The 18612-nt window shown below is 49.7% G+C and carries 11 protein-coding genes; 2 read left to right on the forward strand and 9 right to left on the reverse strand.

The genetic code is table 11. From position 1 onward, the window contains the following. Positions 1-23: 23 nt before the first annotated feature. The 7 genes from D3H65_RS02005 to D3H65_RS02035 are packed head-to-tail and all read right to left on the reverse strand — an operon-like array spanning position 24 to position 12656. The gene (locus D3H65_RS02005) at positions 24-2012 is read right to left on the reverse strand and encodes an FAD-dependent oxidoreductase (RefSeq protein WP_119048652.1); all 1989 of its coding nucleotides are present in this window, start codon (positions 2010-2012) and stop codon (positions 24-26) included. Between the two features lies 1 nt (position 2013). Beyond that, the gene (locus D3H65_RS02010) at positions 2014-3285 is read right to left on the reverse strand and encodes an SGNH/GDSL hydrolase family protein (protein ID WP_119048653.1); all 1272 of its coding nucleotides are present in this window, start codon (positions 3283-3285) and stop codon (positions 2014-2016) included. Between the two features lie 8 nt (positions 3286-3293). After that, complete coding sequence (locus D3H65_RS02015; RefSeq protein WP_245999661.1) at positions 3294-4730, reverse strand: alpha-L-fucosidase; 1437 nt, start codon at positions 4728-4730, stop codon at positions 3294-3296. Between the two features lie 52 nt (positions 4731-4782). Beyond that, positions 4783-6072: an acetylxylan esterase gene (locus D3H65_RS02020; RefSeq protein ID WP_119048654.1), complete on the reverse strand. Its 1290-nt coding sequence runs from the start codon at positions 6070-6072 to the stop codon at positions 4783-4785. A 19-nt stretch (positions 6073-6091) separates the two neighbouring features. Beyond that, positions 6092-7069 (reverse strand): DUF5017 domain-containing protein, encoded by a 978-nt coding sequence (locus D3H65_RS02025; RefSeq protein ID WP_162915358.1) that lies wholly within the window; start codon positions 7067-7069, stop codon positions 6092-6094. A gap of 29 nt (positions 7070-7098) precedes the next feature. After that, positions 7099-8988, reverse strand: a complete 1890-nt coding sequence (locus D3H65_RS02030) for a RagB/SusD family nutrient uptake outer membrane protein (RefSeq protein ID WP_119048656.1) — start codon at positions 8986-8988, stop codon at positions 7099-7101. A gap of 23 nt (positions 8989-9011) precedes the next feature. Further along, positions 9012-12656, reverse strand: a complete 3645-nt coding sequence (locus D3H65_RS02035; RefSeq protein WP_119048657.1) for a TonB-dependent receptor — start codon at positions 12654-12656, stop codon at positions 9012-9014. A 158-nt stretch (positions 12657-12814) separates the two neighbouring features. On the opposite strand from D3H65_RS02035, the gene D3H65_RS02040 reads away from it, so the two are divergent. Further along, complete coding sequence (locus D3H65_RS02040; protein WP_119048658.1) at positions 12815-15178, forward strand: glycosyl hydrolase family 28-related protein; 2364 nt, start codon at positions 12815-12817, stop codon at positions 15176-15178. A 79-nt stretch (positions 15179-15257) separates the two neighbouring features. Here D3H65_RS02040 and D3H65_RS02045 read toward each other — a convergent pair whose 3' ends face one another. Then, a complete protein-coding gene (locus D3H65_RS02045; RefSeq protein WP_119048659.1) occupies positions 15258-16007 on the reverse strand; it encodes a hypothetical protein in 750 nt (249 codons plus the stop codon). A gap of 107 nt (positions 16008-16114) precedes the next feature. Here D3H65_RS02045 and D3H65_RS02050 point away from each other — a divergent pair, with 107 nt between their 5' ends. After that, positions 16115-17782, forward strand: a complete 1668-nt coding sequence (locus D3H65_RS02050) for a GxGYxYP domain-containing protein (RefSeq protein WP_119048660.1) — start codon at positions 16115-16117, stop codon at positions 17780-17782. Here the strand turns inward: D3H65_RS02050 and D3H65_RS02055 are convergent. Further along, complete coding sequence (locus tag D3H65_RS02055; RefSeq protein ID WP_119048661.1) at positions 17739-18509, reverse strand: class I SAM-dependent methyltransferase; 771 nt, start codon at positions 18507-18509, stop codon at positions 17739-17741. The genes D3H65_RS02050 and D3H65_RS02055 overlap by 44 nt on opposite strands. Between the last annotated feature and the right edge of the window lie 103 nt (positions 18510-18612).

An 18612-nucleotide genomic window follows, 5' to 3' on the forward strand; every position in this document is an offset into this window, starting at 1 on the left:
AAAAATAGGCTGTCTAAATATAGCTAATTATTCTTCCTGAAAAGCACAGCGTCGCCCGTAATCTCTCCGCTTGCATACAGGGTGCTGATCTCCACAGTATTATTACTCCCCCTGGTTAAATTAAAATGACCGAGCAGGTGCCATTCGCCACTTGTCTGTCCTACCACCTGGATATTGGCCCGCTGTACGGTTACCTGTTTTGTTTCCCGCCCATCCGATACGGTCCATTGCATGGTTTCGGCTGCATTTTTTCTGCCTGGCATGGTGTACACATATACGGCATAGTTGCCCGGAGTGGTAATGACCGGCCTGAAAGTCATCGTTGATTTTTTACCGGTTTCCGCTACGGTCACAAAGTAATCCGGACCATAACCATCGTTCTTTTGCTTTTGCCAGTCACCGGTCATGGATACGGAAGCGGTATCGGCATTGTCTACTACAATATCCGGTGTGCTGCCATTGACCAGCGGATCTTTGTTAATGAGCTGTCGCAGTTCGTTGATATTGACCTCATGCAATGGGGTCTTATGGTTGATGGCCATCACGGCTGCTGTGGCGGCTGATTGGGCCAGCACCATAAACACGGGTTCCATCCTGATAGACCCGTAAGCGATGTGGCTGGCGGATAAACAAACCGGTACGAGCAGGTTGGTACATTCTGTTGACCTGGGCAGTATGGCCCTGTAGGAAACGGGGTAGGGGCCAAATCCACCTACCTGTACGTCGCCTTCATTCTTCACCATACCACTGTCTACTATGCGTTGACAGTTGTGGGAATCCATGGTGTAGGCGGCCATGCCAATGCCATCATGTACGATGGCTTTACCCTGACAATTAGCCTGCGTCATTACATATTCGCCTACCATCCTGCGGGCTTCCCGCACATACATTTGTGGCGACCAGTTGCCATTGTCAGGATATTCATCTGTCGGATATCCCCATTGCAGCATTTCTTTACGCAAGGGGGCGGGCATCCGCTCATCGTGGCCCACGAAATAGAGCAGGCCTTTAATATAATCCTCGTGGCGTTTTACAATGATCTTGCGTTGCTGGTAGTCAGCATCGGGGTAGTCATAGTTCATGCCGATCATATCGGTGGAGAAACCGCCGTTGTTGTTGATATCTGTTTTGTTGTTGGGCATTTTATCCATCTTCAGGATAGCGTTCAGGTTCGGGGCGGGTTTCTTTTCCAGCAACCGCAGCAGCAATTCATACCGGGAGGAATCATAACCGCCAGGACGTGTGATCTCTATCCGGTTTGCGGGGTTGTTGGTAAGACAAATGCGGAAGTTGTAAGCCTGTACTTTTTTATCGGCACTGCCGCGCCCGGCCAGGGGGGCGGGGCTGATGCCCCACAAAAGGCCACTGGCTGGCTGGCCGGGCGTTTTATATGGATCAACACCTTCCGGAAACTGGTGCTTGTTCAACAACTGCACGCCGTTCCAGTTCTCCTTATATTGGCTGTTGGCTTCCCGGCCTACAGTGTAGGAAATGCCGGCTTTGGCCATCAGGTCACCTTCATAGGTGCAATCGATGAACATCTTTGCGTTGATAGTAATGGTGGTCTTACCGGAAATGACGGTTATCGAGTTGATCAACCGGTTTGTTTTGAGTACGCTGGTCAACTGGTGCTGCAGCAGTACTTTGATCTTTGCTTCGCGGATGTATTGCAGGAAAATATCTTTTGCTACATGGGGCTCAAATGTCCAGGATTCCAGGCGGCCATAGTGTGTGCCCATGCGCCGGTAAAAGTCGAGGGCGAGCCCCGAGACTACGTATTTGTTGCCGATATCTGTCATGCCGAGCCCTCCGGAGGAAAGACCACCTATATGGTTGCCCGGCTCTATGAGCACTACCGATTTGCCCATCATCTTCGCCGTATAAGCGGCAATGACGCCCGCAGAAGTGGCGCCATACACACAAATGTCATACTCATCAGCAGCGTAAGTTCGCGTAGTGAGTGCAGTGGTAAAAATAGTCAGTATGATCAATGATTTCTTTAACCGGCGCATGCTAATTTTTTGAAAGGGTTCCCAATAATAATATCCAGCCTGCATAGCAGGCGTTCTGCTCATATTTTTTCAGATCGCCGATCACGCCATCTCCCTTTTTAAGGATCTCCATTTTGTCCAGCTTTTTATCAGACACTTTAAAGACGATCTGGTGCTCCTTGCTTTCCAGCATGGGAAGAAAGAAGGCATTAGCCCGTACATAAGTGGCATATCTATCGAAGCGGGGAAATAATTTCTCCGGCCCGTTGTCGATCTTCACGGCATATTGTCCGCAATCGGGCCCGATGATATCCGACATACCCACCAACCTGCCATTGAAGCGGATGGTAAGGGATGCGCCCGGTTCATTTGACTTTAGCAATACGGGGTACTTCACGCGATAAGTTCTGGCAACAGTGTCACCTGTTTTTGCCAGGTCGGTCCAGTTGCCGCTCATGAGCAGTTCGTTTACCGGGATCATCTGCGCTTCTTCCCAATTGTCTATGGTATAGGGATCTTTAAGAGCGTGTTGCATGGCTCCGCTCTTGTTCATCATGATCTTCATGGACCTGGCTATGGCTTCGGTGTACAGGCGATGGCCGGTGTGGGTATTAGGGTGCACATTGTCTCCGGTAAATACCAGTTTGCCGGGATAGTCTTCCGGCTTGCCATTGAAGACCAGCTTGCCTTCTTCCATCAGTTTCAGTACGTCCAGTCCTAATTGTATGGAAGGGATGGAATAGTGTTGAGCGATATGTTCCATAGCCAGCATGGAACCAAACAAACGACCCTGCCTCAAGGTGTCCAGCATATTGCCGGCAATGGTGTATACAAAACAGATATCTGTATAGGGATCATTCTTCCAGATCTGGCGTACAATGCCTTCCATCGCCTGATGTGAGGTGCGGCCGCTGCCATCATTTACGGCAAACTCCACAAAAACGAGATGCGGCCTGAATTGCAACACATCTCTTTGCAAGCGAAACACGCCAAGATCGGAGCCGGTGCCACCAACGCCTGCAATGATCTGTGATATCTTAGCCGCGGGGTATTGTTGTTTGAACCATTGCATGGATTGATCGCGCCAGCCGCCATTGGCTGCTGTGATGCTGCCACCGAGGTACCCAATGCGTACGGAATCACCCTGCTTCAAACGTGCAAAGAAATTAGGCAGGCCCGCTCTCAAGCGACACTCCTGCAGGTAATCAAGGGTATCGCGCTGCGCCTGCAGTGAAAAGAAAAGGACCAATGAAAACAAAGTGGCCAACAGGGTGAATTTTGCTTTGTAGCTCATGGGCTGGGTTATTTGGTTTTCTTTGGTACTTCTATTTTGAATACCCAGGCAGGCTGGCCTGCCAGTTGCTGGCGTAAGGTTTGAGGGATGATGAGTGCTGTGCCCTCGTCGTTTTGGCTCAGGGATAAGGGTTTGGTGGTCCCACAAATACTAACGGCACTGCCTGCGGGCAAAGCGAAGGAGGGGAGCACAATACGGGCTGGCAATGTATTTTCATTTTCTTCGGGCAGGTAAAATGCAAACAGGGACTGTTGGTTTTGGGTGAAGGCCCATTTGCCGGCGCGGTAAGGGGAAAGGGGTTTGGTGTCGAAGATGGCCTGTCCGTTGTTTTTCATCCAGGCTGCTATTTCATTCAATCGCTGGTAAGCTTCTTCGTGCCATTCTCCATCGGGGCCGGGACCAATGTTTAACAGCAGGTTGCCGTTTTTAGCCACAATGTCTATGAGCGTCTGGATCAGTTGCCGGGCGCTTTTGTAATGTTCGTTGACCTTGTAAGACCAGGATTCTCCCATGGTCATGCAGGTTTCCCAGGGAACTGGTATAAAATGGTCCGGTACTTTTTGTTCGGGTGTGAGGTAGTTGGTCAGTTGGGGATTGCCGTGCCGTTCTACAATGATGAGGCCGGGCTGGTGTTGCCGTGCCTTGTTGGCAATGGGCATCATGTTCATTTTTACCCAATCTCCATCGAACCATAGCAGGTCTACCTTGCCATAAGCGGTGGTCAGTTCGTTGAGCTGGTTGGCCGTGAAGTCGTAAAACCTTTTCCAGCGTTCGGGATGTTTGAGGGTATCGTAATTGGGGTTCCTGTCTTTTGGTGGAAAGTAGCGCCACCAGAAATCATCGGAGTGCCAGTCGGGTTTTGAATAATAAGCGCCTACCATAAAGTTGGCTGTGCGGAATGCGTCGAAAATCTCTTTGGTGAGGTTGCTGCGTGGATTGGCGGCAAAGGCGCCCGATGGGTTGGTGATCCGGTAGTCGGTGTACTTTGTATCGAACATACAAAATCCATCGTGGTGTTTGGTGGTGAACACCATATATTTCATGCCGGCAGCTTTGGCAGCAGCTGCCCATTTTTTGGGGGTGAAACGGGTGGGGTTGAAGGTTTGTCCCAGGCGTTCGTATGCCTGGGTGTAGGCAAAGTAATTGGCCGAATCGGGGCCGGTCCTTTGCGTGAAGTTGTTCTTTGTATGGCTATAATCTTCCGGGCTCAGGGTCCAGGATTCCACAATGCCGCGCTGGCTGTATGGGCCCCAGTGCAGGAAGAGGCCAAACTTCAGGTTTTGCCATTGCGTCAGTTTGGCCCTCACTAATGTATCGGTGGGGTACTGGTAGGCTGTTTCATCCTTATGTTCCTGGGAATACAAGGATGAGTTTGTCAATAGCAAAGTAGTTGACAGCAGGGCATGGAGCGCCACATATTTTAACTTGGCAAGTACAGGCATCATCAGTCTACTTATGACAGGTTTATGGGGAAAACGGGTGAAAGCTGTTGCTTTTTTACTTTTTCATTTGCTCTACCAGCCAGTCTATTGCCTTTGTGGCTTGCTCTGGATAGTTCCAGTGCCCGGTTTCGGGAACGGACAGTAGTTGTTTGGGAGCCGTGATCGCATTGTAGGCAGCATACATGGAAGTAGGGGGGCAGGTTTCATCATTAAAGCCCCAGGAATAAAAGCCGGGTACCTTCAGCCGTTTTGCAAAGTTTACCACGTCATAGTAGGCGCTGGTGGCAATCTTATCTTTCTTGTTGTTGAAAGAAAGGTTTTCGGGTGCAAATAAATGAGGCCAGCCACCTGCGCGGCCATGCAGGTAACCAGTCAGGTCGCAGAGGGCGGGGAAGAAGCTGAACAGGTATTTGACGCGATGGTCCAGTGCTGCGGTGATGATGGACAATGCTCCGCCCTGACTCACGCCGCACACGCCCAGTTTATTGCCATCGAAGCCGGGCAGGCTGTAGATAAAATCAATAGCACGCACACAACCGAGGTACACCCTCTTGTAATAATACTGGTCGCGGTCATCGAGGTTGTACATCCAGTAATTGCTGATGGCGCCGGTGATCAGGTCATAATATACCGACATGTCCATGTTGACCGGAATGCCGTGGATGCCGATCTCGAAGGTAATAAACCCTTTGGCGGCCAGTGCGGTATCGCCGTAATAAGGACGGGCACCTGCGCTCGGTACTTTTAGTATCGCAGGATATTTCCCTTCTTTTTTGGGTATACACAACATGCCATACAACCGGGTGCGGTAGGAGTAGTGCGCTATGCTTACATGGTATACATTCACCGTTTCTGTGCAACGCTCCGGCATCAGCGTCAGCTTTGCATCCAATGGCCTTTTGGCATTGGCAGCGATGGCCTGGTTCCAGAACTGGTCAAAATCCTTTGGCTCTTCCGCTACTGGTTTCAGGTTACCGATATCCATGCCGGCAGTAGCGAGGTTGGTGTATTCCTGGTTATCGTATTTCAGCTTTACGGTGCAGCGCATAAAGCCGGGGGCGGTCATTGCGGGTGCTTGTATGGTCTTGCTGCCGGTAGCCAATACTTCCCTGGCGGAATCAAGGGCCGGCATTCTTTCGGGGCCAACCCACCAGCTCACTTCCACATGCTGAAGCGGTACATTGCTTTTTAAAACTGTAATAGTGAAGCGGGGCTTTTCGCCGGCCTTGTATTGCCAGTCGGCATGATCGGGGGTGATGAGTATTTTAATTAATTTCTCCGCCGGCTGTGCATAAGTGAAAACACTGTACAGTACGAATATCAGGGAAAGTGCTTTTTTAAACATATCATCTTTGTTGTGCCTGTTAGGGTGTTACGGTGAGGGTTACGGTCCTTATTACCTGGCTGGTGCCGTTTGTCCTGGAGTTGGTGGCCACAAAGGTGGCGGTATAGGTGCCGGGTGTTTTGTAGATGAAGCGGAAACTGGCCATTTGTCCCTGTACACCTGTTTTGATCACCTGGCTTGGTGCATCTCCTTTAACGGTCCTTAAATTAACAGCCGACGTGAGCAGCCAGTCTTCATTGCCTTCGCCGGTGGAATCAAGGCCGGGATTAAAGGTGATGGGATAGGCAGTACGGATGGGTATGCCGGCGCTGTTGTTGATGCTATTGGAAGCGGATACATTCCATTCGCCTACGTCCCAGGCCTCCGCGGCATTTTTTACGCTGGTTTGCGCCCAACCGATGTTGGCGAAGTTGGAGAACAGGGGTGTATAGGTGCCGTCACTCAACTTGTTGCCCAGCGTCAGGTTTTGCACCTGGAACTTTCTTTGCATGGCGGTATCTGTTCTTTTCGTGATAACGCGGAAGGCAATGTTGACCTTTTCGGCATCGCTGAAGTCGGTGATGTCAATGGAATCGGAAGTAACAAATGTATTGGACAAGGCTGTAGGCCATTTTTGGTTGCGGGTAGTGATATTTGTCCAGTTGGCGGCGGCAATGCCTGCTGCGTCATAATTTACCAGGTTGGTAGAGATCAGCAGGTCGATCGTATCGTCGCTGACCAATTTGCCCTGGTTCATATTGGTCTGAAATACGAGCTTGTTCACGCCTTTTTCTGAAATACGGTCCTTTTTATTATATACCTTGCCAAACTCACCGGAGTAGAAGGTGATGATATCGGCATCGCCGGTGAAGTCGAACTGAATGGTATCGTTTACTTTGTAATTGCCTGCTTTGACAGATACGGTAAAATCATCAGGGTTTTCGGCCACATCATCCTTATCGCAGGCAGCAGCCAGCGTTATTATAGCGAAGAGACATATCGTGCTTAATGAGCGCATAGGAGCTTTTTTAATTGTTTGCAACAGCATTACCATCCATTGTTTTGGGTGAGGGCTTTGTCTAGCGCCATCTCCGAAGATGGGATGGGGAACAGGACGTATTTATCTGGCGCGGTCAGGAAGTTATTAGCCGCCATGTTGGCTGCTGTGAGGTAGGCGGTCGGCGCTCTGTTCGTGTTGTCATCGAACACAGTTTGCATAGCAGTGGTCATGATGCCCCAGCGGATGAGGTCATTGCGCCGCTGCCCCTCGAAGCATAATTCCCTGGATCGTTCATCCACGATATCCTGGAAGGTGAATGTGCTTACGTCGACAGGCGATGCAGTTAACGGATCGTATCCAAAAGCCCTTCTTTTTACCTGGTTAAAATAGCCAACGGCTTTTGCTGAAGGAGCGCCATTTACTTTGAGGTCAGCTTCGGCAGCCATCAGCAATACATCAGCATAACGCAGGATGGGGAAATTGCAACTGGTATAGTTCTGCTGGCGAACGGGTGGTGGGTTGATCTCATATTCCCTTCTCCATTTACCGATGCCCCTGTCGTATATGGTGGCGTAGCCTAAGCCGGGTTTGGTAACCGTGATGGCCGTGATCTTGCCGCCAGAGATGGTGGCTGTCGCTGTTGCTTTATTAGCGGTTACTGTAACTGCCTGTGGTGGAATAGCAGGCAATGCTACTGCACTGTTCTTATAAGTGTTGAAAGTAATAGCAGGTTCGCTGGTGTAGCCAGTACCCGGATTGTCTATTTCTATGGAAATAATAGAACCGTCCTGGGCGGTTTTGGCGGTTGCCTTTGCGCCTGTGCCACCCCCACCGGTAAACACTACTTCGAGGTAAGGATATTTGGTGGTGGTGATGTTTTTGTAAGAATAAGGTGCAATGTTCCAGTCGCGGCGAAGATCGCCGGGTGCATAAAGGTCAAACAATTTAGGGTAGGGTCTGTAGGCTGCAGATGAATAACCGGCCACGGAGGTGGCAGAGGCATCCGGGTTGTATACGCCCATCAGGTTGCCCAGTTGTTGAAGAACAAGATAGCCGGTACCGGAATAGGAACCGGAAGTATTCGACTTCGACAGGAAGGCTGCGTCCCAGATCCCTTCTTTGGTGTTCCGGTCTTTCATATTGTTCTCCATGTTGTTGATGAAAGTCCTTGAATAATCGGGATTAAGACTGTGTACATTGGATTGGATGAGCTTTTGTGACCATGCCAGTGCCTGGGCAAACTTGTCGTTTTGCAACAGCGGATAGCCGGCCATTTTCAAACATACTCTTGCCAGCATTGCCTGTACGGCGCCCTGGGTTACATAGGTAGTGGATTGTACTTCGGCCATGGTGGGCACCAGTGGCTCTGCTTTGGTCATTTCCGTGATGATGAAGTCGTATATCTTTTTGGAGTCATCACGGGGCAGGTTGAAGTTGGTGCCTATCTCCGTAGCGAGCTGTGTTTTTAAAGGCACGTCTCCGAAATAATTTACCAGCAGGTAAAAGTAGTAAGCTCTTAAAAAGGTGGCTTGCCCAATCACCTGTTCCCGTTTTCGCTCTGGCATGTCGGGTACATCCGCCACATCGAGTATGATATTGGCATCTTCTATGCCCTTGTACAGTTGCCGCCAGAAGTTCCAATAGACGGATTCGCCTGCGGATGCATTGTATAGTTCCGGGAATAAAGTAGATGTAGTAGCATTACTGCGCCAGCTTTCATCAGCGCCAGCTGTAAGATAGCCCCATAACCCCTGTGCATAAAGCTGGTCCTGTGTCAGGAGATTATAGGCGCCTGCCAGTTGCTCATCCAATTGATCTGCTGTGGTGAAGGTAATGGGCTGAAAGGTAGGTGGGGCGAGGCTCACATCTTTCAAACAGGAGGTAAAAAGGCTACTGGTGAAGGCGAAAATGACCAGGTGTTTCCGGATTGGTATCATATAACAATCGGTTTTAGTAAGAATTAAAAAATGGCGCGTAAGCCGAAACTGAAAACGAGAGAACGGGGATAAGCGGTGTAATCCAATCCACCGGACAATGCGGTGTAACTGCTGCTCGGCTGAATGAAAGTATAACCCGTACCGCCTGAAACAGTGCTGCCGCCAGACAGAAAAGGTGCGTTGGAGGCATTTTGTACGCGGAAGGTGGATACTTCCGGATCGATGCCGGAGTATTTCGTCCAGGTATAGAGGTTTTGTGCAGATACATTGAGCTGCAGGCCGCTGAGGCCTGCTTTTTTTACCATTTTGGACGGCATATTATAAGTGAGGGCTACTGTTTTCAAGCGCAGAAAAGAAGCGTCTTCAACCAACCGGGAAGACACCCGCGGTAAGCCCTGACCGGGGTCGCCACGCAAATTGTAATAAGCCCTTGCATAATCGTTGGTAGGATTGTCGGGTGTCCAACGATTGGCGTATTCGGCAAATTGATTGCCATTGGTGAAATAGCCGCCGGTGCTGGCAAATACCATGCGATTGGCATTGAGGACATCATTGCCATAGCTCCACTGGAAAAAAATATTCAGGGAGAAATTCTTGTAATCAAAGTTGTTGGAGAAACCGCCGGTGTGGATCGGTAAAGGGCTTCCGAGTATGGTCTGGTCGCCACTATTACCAACCGTATTGCTGTTGCCGGATATAATGCCATCTCCATTCAGGTCTTTGTATTTAGGATCGCCGGGTTGAGCGCTCACTGTACCTGCATAATTGGGTATGCCGGGTTTCAACACGTATTTTCCATTGGCCTGCCGGTCGAAATCTGAATATTGGTACACGCCATCCCATATAAAACCATAGAACCTCGATATGGGTCCTCCCTTCTCTGCGATCCAGGCGGTGGCTTGATTACCACCCGGCAGGTTCAGCAGTGTTTCCATTACATCATAGCCGCTGTAAAAATCAACGATCTTGCCCCTGTTGAAGCTGATATTGAAGCTGCTTCTCCAGGCAAAGGTCTTTGTTTTGAAATTCGTTGAATTGATGGTAAGCTCAAAGCCTTTATTGCTCACTACGCCGGTGTTCTGGTATTGCAGGTTGAAAGAAGTGCCGCTATAGCCGGCAAGGTAAGGCAGGTTGATCTGCAACAGGAAGTCTTTGGTGCGTTTGCTGTAATAATCCGCCTCAATGGTAATGCGGTCGTCCAGGAAGCCGAGGTTCAATCCTACATCCAGTTGTGTAGAGGTTTCCCAACGCAGGTTGGCATTGCCATTGAAGAAAGGTACTACACCACGGATGTACTGGTTGTTGAACGGATAGCCAAACTGAGTGCCGCCTGCAATATTGGCCATATAGCTGAAGTCGCCCACGCGGTTGTTGCCCACATTTCCATAGCTGACACGCAATTTCCCATCAGATAGTATCTTGCTGAAGCCACTCATAAAGCTTTCTTCCGAGAAGCGCCAGGCCACGGCGCCGGAAGGGAAATACCCCCACTGTTTGCCGGGAGCAAATTTGGAAGACCCATCTGCCCTTGCCGTCGCAGTAAGCAAATAGCGGTCTTTGTAGATATAGTTTAACCTTGTCAGGAAAGAATACAATTGCCACCGGGTACCACCGCTATAAGGATTGGAAGCAGTGCCTCCGCCAATGCTTTTGATGCCCAGGTATTCTGTTGATTGAGGAATGTTGTTGGTGCGGAATCCTGTACCGGTGTTCTCTGCATATTGATAGGTGAAGCCTGCCAGTGCATTGATCCTGTGGTGGTCGCCTATTTTACCGCGGTAGGATAAAATGTTTTCACTTAAATAATTGCTGTTGAGCTGTGAGTTGATACTGCCATTGATCCCGTTGGGATTGGCCACGGCACCATTCAGGTTCTTGAAGGTATTCCCCTGCTGTGTCCTGGAGTTGTAGAAACTTTCCGACAATACGGTGGTGGTATTGTATCCCCCTGATATTTTCAGGGTGAAGTTCTTCAGGAAAGTATATTCCAGCGAAGCATTCAGGGTGCCGGTGCCATTGGTGTTTTTCCTGAATTCGTTCTGTGCCTGCATCAGGGGATTGATCAGGTTGTTGCCGAGGCTGGAAGTGGTTCCCTCGTTGAAATCCTCGAAGGCAAGGCTATCTATCAAAGAGTTGAGCAGGTCCTGGTTGCCCAATCCGGATACGGGCCGGTACTGCCACATGCCCTGCACCACGCCTCCACTAAAACCTGCGGCAGGAACAGTGCCATAGGCCACTGTACGGCTATAGCCGGCAGAGAGTGCGAAACGGAGGTTCTTTCTCAGCCGTTGATCGAGGGTGAACTTCCCTTCGTACCGTTTAAGCCCGGTATTGATGATCACACCATCCTGGTTGAAGAAAGAACCGCTGAGTGAGTATTTCGTATCTGCATTGCCACCCGTCATATTGATGGAGTGGCTTTGCTGAATACCGGTGCGCAGCAACAGATCCTGCCAATCGTAGCCTTGTACGGCTTTATAGTAATCCAGTCCGTAGGGGCGGCCTCCTTTGGAGGAGTCGTAAGCACCGAGGTAAATATCATGATAGGTATTGACCGGGTTGGCGGGTGTGCTACGGATGCTGTCGAGTTCCAATTGCAGTCTTACGAACTCATAAGGATTCATCATTTTGATGGTCTTCACAGGCTGTTGCAGCCCATAGGAAAAATTATAGGTTACCCGGGGGGGACCGCTGGCGCCTCTTTTAGTGGTGATGAGGATGACACCATTGGCGCCCCTGGCGCCATAGATAGCTATTGAAGAGGCATCTTTCAATACTTCGAAGGATGCGATATCGTTTGGATTAATGGAGTTGATGTCCATGTTCTCAATAGGAAAGCCATCTATAACGAAGAGGGGAGAGGCATCCTGGGTAACAGAAGCGCCCCTGATATTGATCTGGGCGGCGGCGCCGGGCTGTCCATCCCTGGGTATAACCGTTACACCGGCAATACGGCCAGCTAATGCCTGGTCGAAAGCAGGTACGGGGGCTTTGGCCATGTCTTCCACATTCGCTTTACCTACAGCGCCTGTAAGGTCTTTACGGGTGGAAGTCCCATAGCCGATGATCACCACTTCATCAAGGCCGCTGTTCTTACGGACCAGTCGTACGTTGAGTGAAGTGCTACCATTCACTGTTAGTTCCTGGGTGGCATAGCCTACAAAGCTTACTGTGATCTTTTTGTTGCCGCCTTGCGCAAGCATGCTGAACTTGCCGTCGGGGCCTGTGACCACGGCCAGTGAAGTCCCTTTTAATTGCACTGTAGCCCCGGCAATGGCGGCGCCATTTTCATCGGCCACCCTGCCTGTAATGTTTTCAGGGTTTACTGCGGCCGGTGCGTTGAGGGCGTTTTGCAGACTTTCCTTTTTTTTAAGAATGATAAACTGGTCATTAATGGTCCAGTCGATGTCCTTTCCTTTCAGCAGGGTGGTCATCACAGCAGGCAGCTCAACGTCATTGAAAGATACGCTGACCTTCTCTTTATCATTGATAAGGCTGTTGTTGTAAAAGACCGTAAAGCCTGTTTGCTGCTTGATGGACTTGAAAACATCTGCGAGGCTGATATGCTGCTGCACAATGGTCACCTTGCGGGTTTGTGCATGCACAGCAGTGAGGGAGAACAGGACGGCTAATAAAGTCAGGCCAATCCATTTTCTGTATGGCATCATGAGCGCTATCGTTTTGGGTCAATAGTTTAGACAGGGTTTTCGGGAAAATGGGTGAAGGAACGGTTTGATCATTATTTTACTTATGGGCCATTCCCCCGGTTTGGGGCTAATCCTGTCTTATAGGTTATCATTATTCCTTCATCTTAAAAACCTTTCCAATGGTATTTGAAACAATTAACGCATTGCGGGCTTACAATCCTGCTTCTCTGCCGGTCAACAACGAAGTGATCACAGTACTGAGCTATTATGTGCGCGGTATTGTTGGCGACAGTGGCGGCGGGGAGTTTTACTGGGACAGTACTTCTACGGACGCGGACGACGGCGGCATGGTGATCAAAATGAACGTAACTGCTCCTGCTGCTGCCGGCCGGTGGAAGCGGCCAGACAACGTGACCGTGAACGTACGGCAGTTTGGCGCCCGGGGCGATAATACCGGCGATGATGCGTCCTTTATCCAAAAAGCGATGGATTACGCACGTGTAGAGCGGATCCGGCGCAAGGTATTCTTCCCTAATGGTACCTACCGCACCAGCAAGGTGGATATCACGGGTGTGTGGGCCATCCAGGGCGAGAGCCCGGTAGTGGTATTGCAGGGATTGCCCAATCAAGATATTTTTTACTGGCAGTTTCCCGGTGAAGCGAATTACAAAGCACCCGAAGACATATTTATCTCCGATCTGACATTTTATTTGAATGCGAACAACGATGTTTCGCAAAATTTTATGCGCGTGGGCTTTGAAGGGGAACGGATAGGTAACTGTGCTGTTGTGATGCCAGGAGATATTGGCCAGACTTTTTCCAATATCACCGTTATTGCCAAGGCAGATGTTAATCATACCGGCATCAACCACCGGCATTGCGCTTTCTTTTTTGGTGGTCCACCCTATAAACTGACGCTGAGCGGCAAAATAGAGTTCAGGGATATAGATTATGGCCTTGTTGTAGGTGCTACTGACAGAGTTCCTTTGTTGGAGCCTTGCAAGGTAACTGCGACCAACGGCGCTACCGGCACTTTTACGTGCACGCTTATCGATCCGCCGCCTGTAGACAGCAATGGAGATGGCATACCGGATAACCTGGTGAAAGAAGTAGCGATCCTATGGGATATCAATGAAACCAATATTCCTGAGCTCAGAAGAAGGAGAAGGTACTACCTGGTAAACCGTACGGCTACCACTTTCCAATTGAGTGCTACCTCTGGCGGTGCGCCCATTCTGTTTACTGATCCAGGTGACCTGGCTACTATGTATACCGTGCCCGCGGGCGCTTCCACCATCACATTTGCCTGTGATGAATGGAGCAGTGAGCACCTGGTGATCCGCAGTCACCGCGTTGCTTTTTCAGTGCCCAATATCACCCAATCCATCTTTGGTACTTTTGGTTGCCAAAGCACGCGCGTATCCGTACGGTCATTGGTATTTGCTTCGAACAACGGTGCTTTTCAGCCACATACTTTCACGTTTAGCGAATTGTATACGGAAGGGCCCTTCGATACTGCCTACATGAACAACAAGGAATACGCCTTGCTGGAAGGAGAATACATCAACGTGGGATCGGGCCCACGCTGCCGTGGTGCTTTTGGCGCTTATATTACCATTGGCACCAATCACTCTAAGTATGGCATCACGGCTATCGATGACCAGAACAAAGTGGTGATCACCGGGGATAATAATTATGTGCAGGTGGATTCGCAGAATAAAGACACGTATATCGTAGACCAGGGTGTGGGCAATGTAGTACAATATGCCCGCTATGATGCGGGCGGTGATACCACACGCTTTCTTTCTTACCTCAACCGTAAAAGCCTTAACCAGCAACCGGGTGGCGCCTGGCCGGATTACCTGTTGCGCGGCAGTGCTGACGCACCTTATCAGAACGATGCTACATTATTCTTTTACGGGCAGGCGCAAATGTTGTTCAATGCCGCCAATATCGCTTATGAATACCGGTATGATGATGCCACACTGGACATGGCGGGCTACCTGCGCTGGCCGGTTTTCCCCACGGCGCTGGCCATCCGGAAAGGATTGGGCAGTAACAGCGAAAACCTTGCTATCAATCGTTTCTTTCCCAAATCAAGATGGGTATTGTATGCAAAAGTGCGGAGCCGGGTTGCTTCGGGCACAGATAATATGACCATTGGAGTGAACAAAGTGTCAGGCACTTCCGGTGCTAATTTTTCCAGGGTCACGGCGGTAGGAACAGCCTGGCAGGTGATCAATGTAGAAGTGGATCATCGAGCCACGTCTGATGATTTTATGGCCGAGTTCTACGTGAAGGGAGCGACAGCGGGCCTGGACTTTGCCTATTTCATGGTGGTGCCCTTTGCCGGTGATACCTTTACTATCCGCACGAATTTCGGCGGTAATGTACTGGACATGACGGGAAGCGGCGAGCCGGAGGGGGTTGTTACTGCTGCACCGGGATCTACCTATCGAAGAACGGATGACGTGGCCGTAGTACACCCGAGGTTTTTTATAAAATCTTCCGGTACCGGCAATACCGGCTGGTTAGCCTTGTAGTGTAGTTCACTTGCAGATTGGCCGGATTGCCGGTACGTTGCTGCTGGAGCAAGGTGGGCAGTGTTGCAGAACAAAGGGATCAGAACTTGATCTGTAGCTTCAAAGAAATAAGTTTATTGTCTTTATAATACTCGAACAGCCATTCTCCGTCTTTCTTGAAAACTACACCGTTGGATGCGCCACCTTCTGCTATAAAATAATCCTGTAGGGAAGTCTTAAGCAGGGTCATTACTTTTTTGGGAGAGGTATCGATCAACTGATAGCCATTGGGGGTGGCTTGTGCGTATAGCACACCTGTGTTTTCTGTAACAGCAGGTAATACAGGGGGCGGGGCAGGAGCGGGGGCAGTAGTGGTTGCTGCCGGCACGGAGCTGGTAGCCTGTGACTGGGTAAATGTGGTGCCATCGTATTTATAAGCGAGACTGTTAAATGATGTAAACGCATCTCTTAAAGCCTCGTCATACGCTGCCTGAAAGTCTTTCTCCCTGCTTTTGCCTTCCTTACTTTTAAAAACGATATTGCCCTGGCAGTCCTTCAGCAGCAGGGTGATCTTTGTGACGAGCAGCCCGTTTTTCTCCACGGCTTCTGCAGTGAGGGCATTACACTTATTGCCTGCCACTTCCGGCGGCAGTTGCTCATTACCCACAAAAGCGGTAAATCCTTTTGCATTCAGCAGGGATTGGGTTAAGGTATTCAATCCATACTGATTATCTGTCTTGGCAAAATTATATTTTGCAGGCACCAATACATACTTGTAATTGTTGATGGAGCTCTGCGAAAAAGCAGTGACAGTCAATAGCAGGGCAATAAATAAAGCGGAAGTTTTCATAATATCATTCTTCTGGGTTACGAATATATACAAAAAAGTTGCAAGCGCTTAAAATAGCTGCTCTGGGGGTATGGTGGTAAATAGTTAATTTACAGCAAACTTAGTCTATGTCAACATGGATCGGCTTGCCCGGTAAATTCACATCCCTGATCTTGTTATTGCTGCTGATGTCTGTTGCCCCGGTTTGCGCACAGTTAACCTGGCCCACGGGCCAGTTGCTTCCTTCTTTTCCCGCAGCTGCTCCCACGCAGGACCTGATCACCCTGCGGGAAACTGCCACAGGGCGAGGGGCGGAAGCCGGGCAAAATGAGAGCACGGCTGAATTGTACCTGTTTGCATCGCTCAAGGGAATCGTTAATCGCAAGCAACCGCGGATATTCAGTTATGAAGGAGATGCCTTTGCAGAAGGGAAATATACCTGGCTTCAATCATTGGGATTGAGCTGGTCTGAGATTGCCGATAAATGGAGTCTTATCACGAAGTACCGTAGTGAGTTATCGGGCCTGATCGTTTATGATCCTGCACAAATACATACGATCAACCTGGCCACGATGCTGGCGAAGGACAAGAAGGCGCTCATCGTATCGCCGGCATTGGTATCAAAACTCACTTCGGCTCCTTATAACCTGCCTGTAGTACTTGACCTGCGCGGACAGTATACGAGTAAGTTGCAGGTATACCAGGCGCTCTACGATACCTACTGGCCTACGCTTGACCATCGTTTATTGATCGGGCTGAACCCTGACGCGCAGAAAGCTGCACTACGTGAATACGCTACGGCATTGGGAGCTGCCGTGGTGTGGCTTGATCCTGAGGTGCCTGCTGAAAGCAGTTTGCTGAACAGTTTTCTTTCCTCCATGCCAGCGGGTTCCAATTACATGGGCTGGTGGCCGGAAGAGGGTCCTGGTGTGGAACGGGGATCGAAGTATGGCATCAGCACCATTGCCAGTGACTGGTGCAGTAATTTGACGGTGCACAGCGGAACCGCACGTACGGTGAATATTAAACCCATGCCTGCCAAACCCACTTTGCAAAACAAGGTGTATGTTGCCTTTATCTTAAGTGATGGGGATAACCTGCAATATGTAGAGCATCTGATGCGTAAACTCTGGAACAATCCGGATCGTGGATCAGTACCTATGGGGTGGACGCTTTCACCTGCCATGGTGGATGCGATGCCGGGGGCACTGAATTTCTACTGGAAGACAGCTACTGCTAATGATAACCTGATCTCCGGTCCTTCGGGTTATGGGTATGTATATCCCAATAGCTGGCCAAGCCAAAGTTTGTTGGATCAATTTGTATTGAAGACGGAAGCTTATAATCGTCGCGCGGGCTTCCGGGTGGTGACGGTCTGGAATACGATTACGGGTGGCATCAACCAAAATGTGGGACAAAGTTTTGCGGCCAATGCGCCAACGCTGCTTGGGCTGACGGCACAAAATACGGGTGGGGGACTTACGATCTATAATTCCTCGCTGCCGGGTATGGCGCTCAGCTGTAATTATTGCACCAGTGAACAAGCAATGAAGGATCATATTGCCTCTGCTGCAGCAGGATGGAATGGTACTTCACCCCGGTTTGTTATTATCCAGGCGCAGCCGTGGACCAATATAACGCCTACCAGCTTTAAAAATGTGGCTGCCTCGCTCAATGGCAATTATGTGGTGGTGCGTCCTGATCACCTGTTTCAGCTACTGCGGGAAGCCAATGGGCTTGTTGTAAATCCGGTTAGTTCAGTTTACCCCAATACAGTAAAGTCTCATAATCAATAGTCACCAGTCCGCTCTCATTGTAGGCAACAAAGAGTTGTATCAGTTCGGTGATCATGGGGTCATATGACTCGTGACCAGGGAGTGGGATATAAGATTTTGATAAGAGTTGTCCTTTCAAACCTTCAAAATCGAGCTGCTGCTTATTGGCGAAAGTTTTCGATGTTGCTTTTTGAGGGGTAAAAAAGTCGTTGATCACCACGGGATCAATTTGAACGGGGCCGGGTTCTCCAATCCGGTACTTGTTGCGCAAGTCGGTATACTTTTTACCAAATTCACTTTGGTTTATCTGGCGGTTCCAGGCCAGCAGCACATGGCCATGGGGCTTCAGGATACGGGTACACTCCAACCTGGCGGCCACGGGATCGAGCCAATGGAAGGTCTGGGCAATAGTGATCAGGTCTACGCTGTTATCTTCCAGGCCGGTATGTTCTGCTGTGGATTGAATACTTTTGAAAGAGGGATATTTTTTCAGGCGTTCTTCACCGGCCTTGCGCATGTCTTCATTCGGTTCCAGGCAAACAACGTTGTACCCATGTTTCAATAAAGGCTCTGCGAACAGGCCTGTACCGGAGCCAATATCCACAATATGGTCTACAGATTGCAGGTCCATTTCCGCTTCAATAAATGTGAACAGTTCATCCGGATACCCAGGCCGGAACTTGGCATAGTTTTCTGCACGGTTGGAAAATCTGCTTGTAGAAGAAATGCTCTTTACCGATGAAATCATCCTTATTGCTGTTTGTAATAAAAGGAGGCAAAGGTACACAGATTTTAACGGATGATCTCTGATAAAAAAAGCCTCCCGTGGAAACGGGAGGCGGTTACTAAAA

It is taken from the genome of Paraflavitalea soli, from assembly GCF_003555545.1.
GTDB lineage: Bacteria > Bacteroidota > Bacteroidia > Chitinophagales > Chitinophagaceae > Paraflavitalea > Paraflavitalea soli.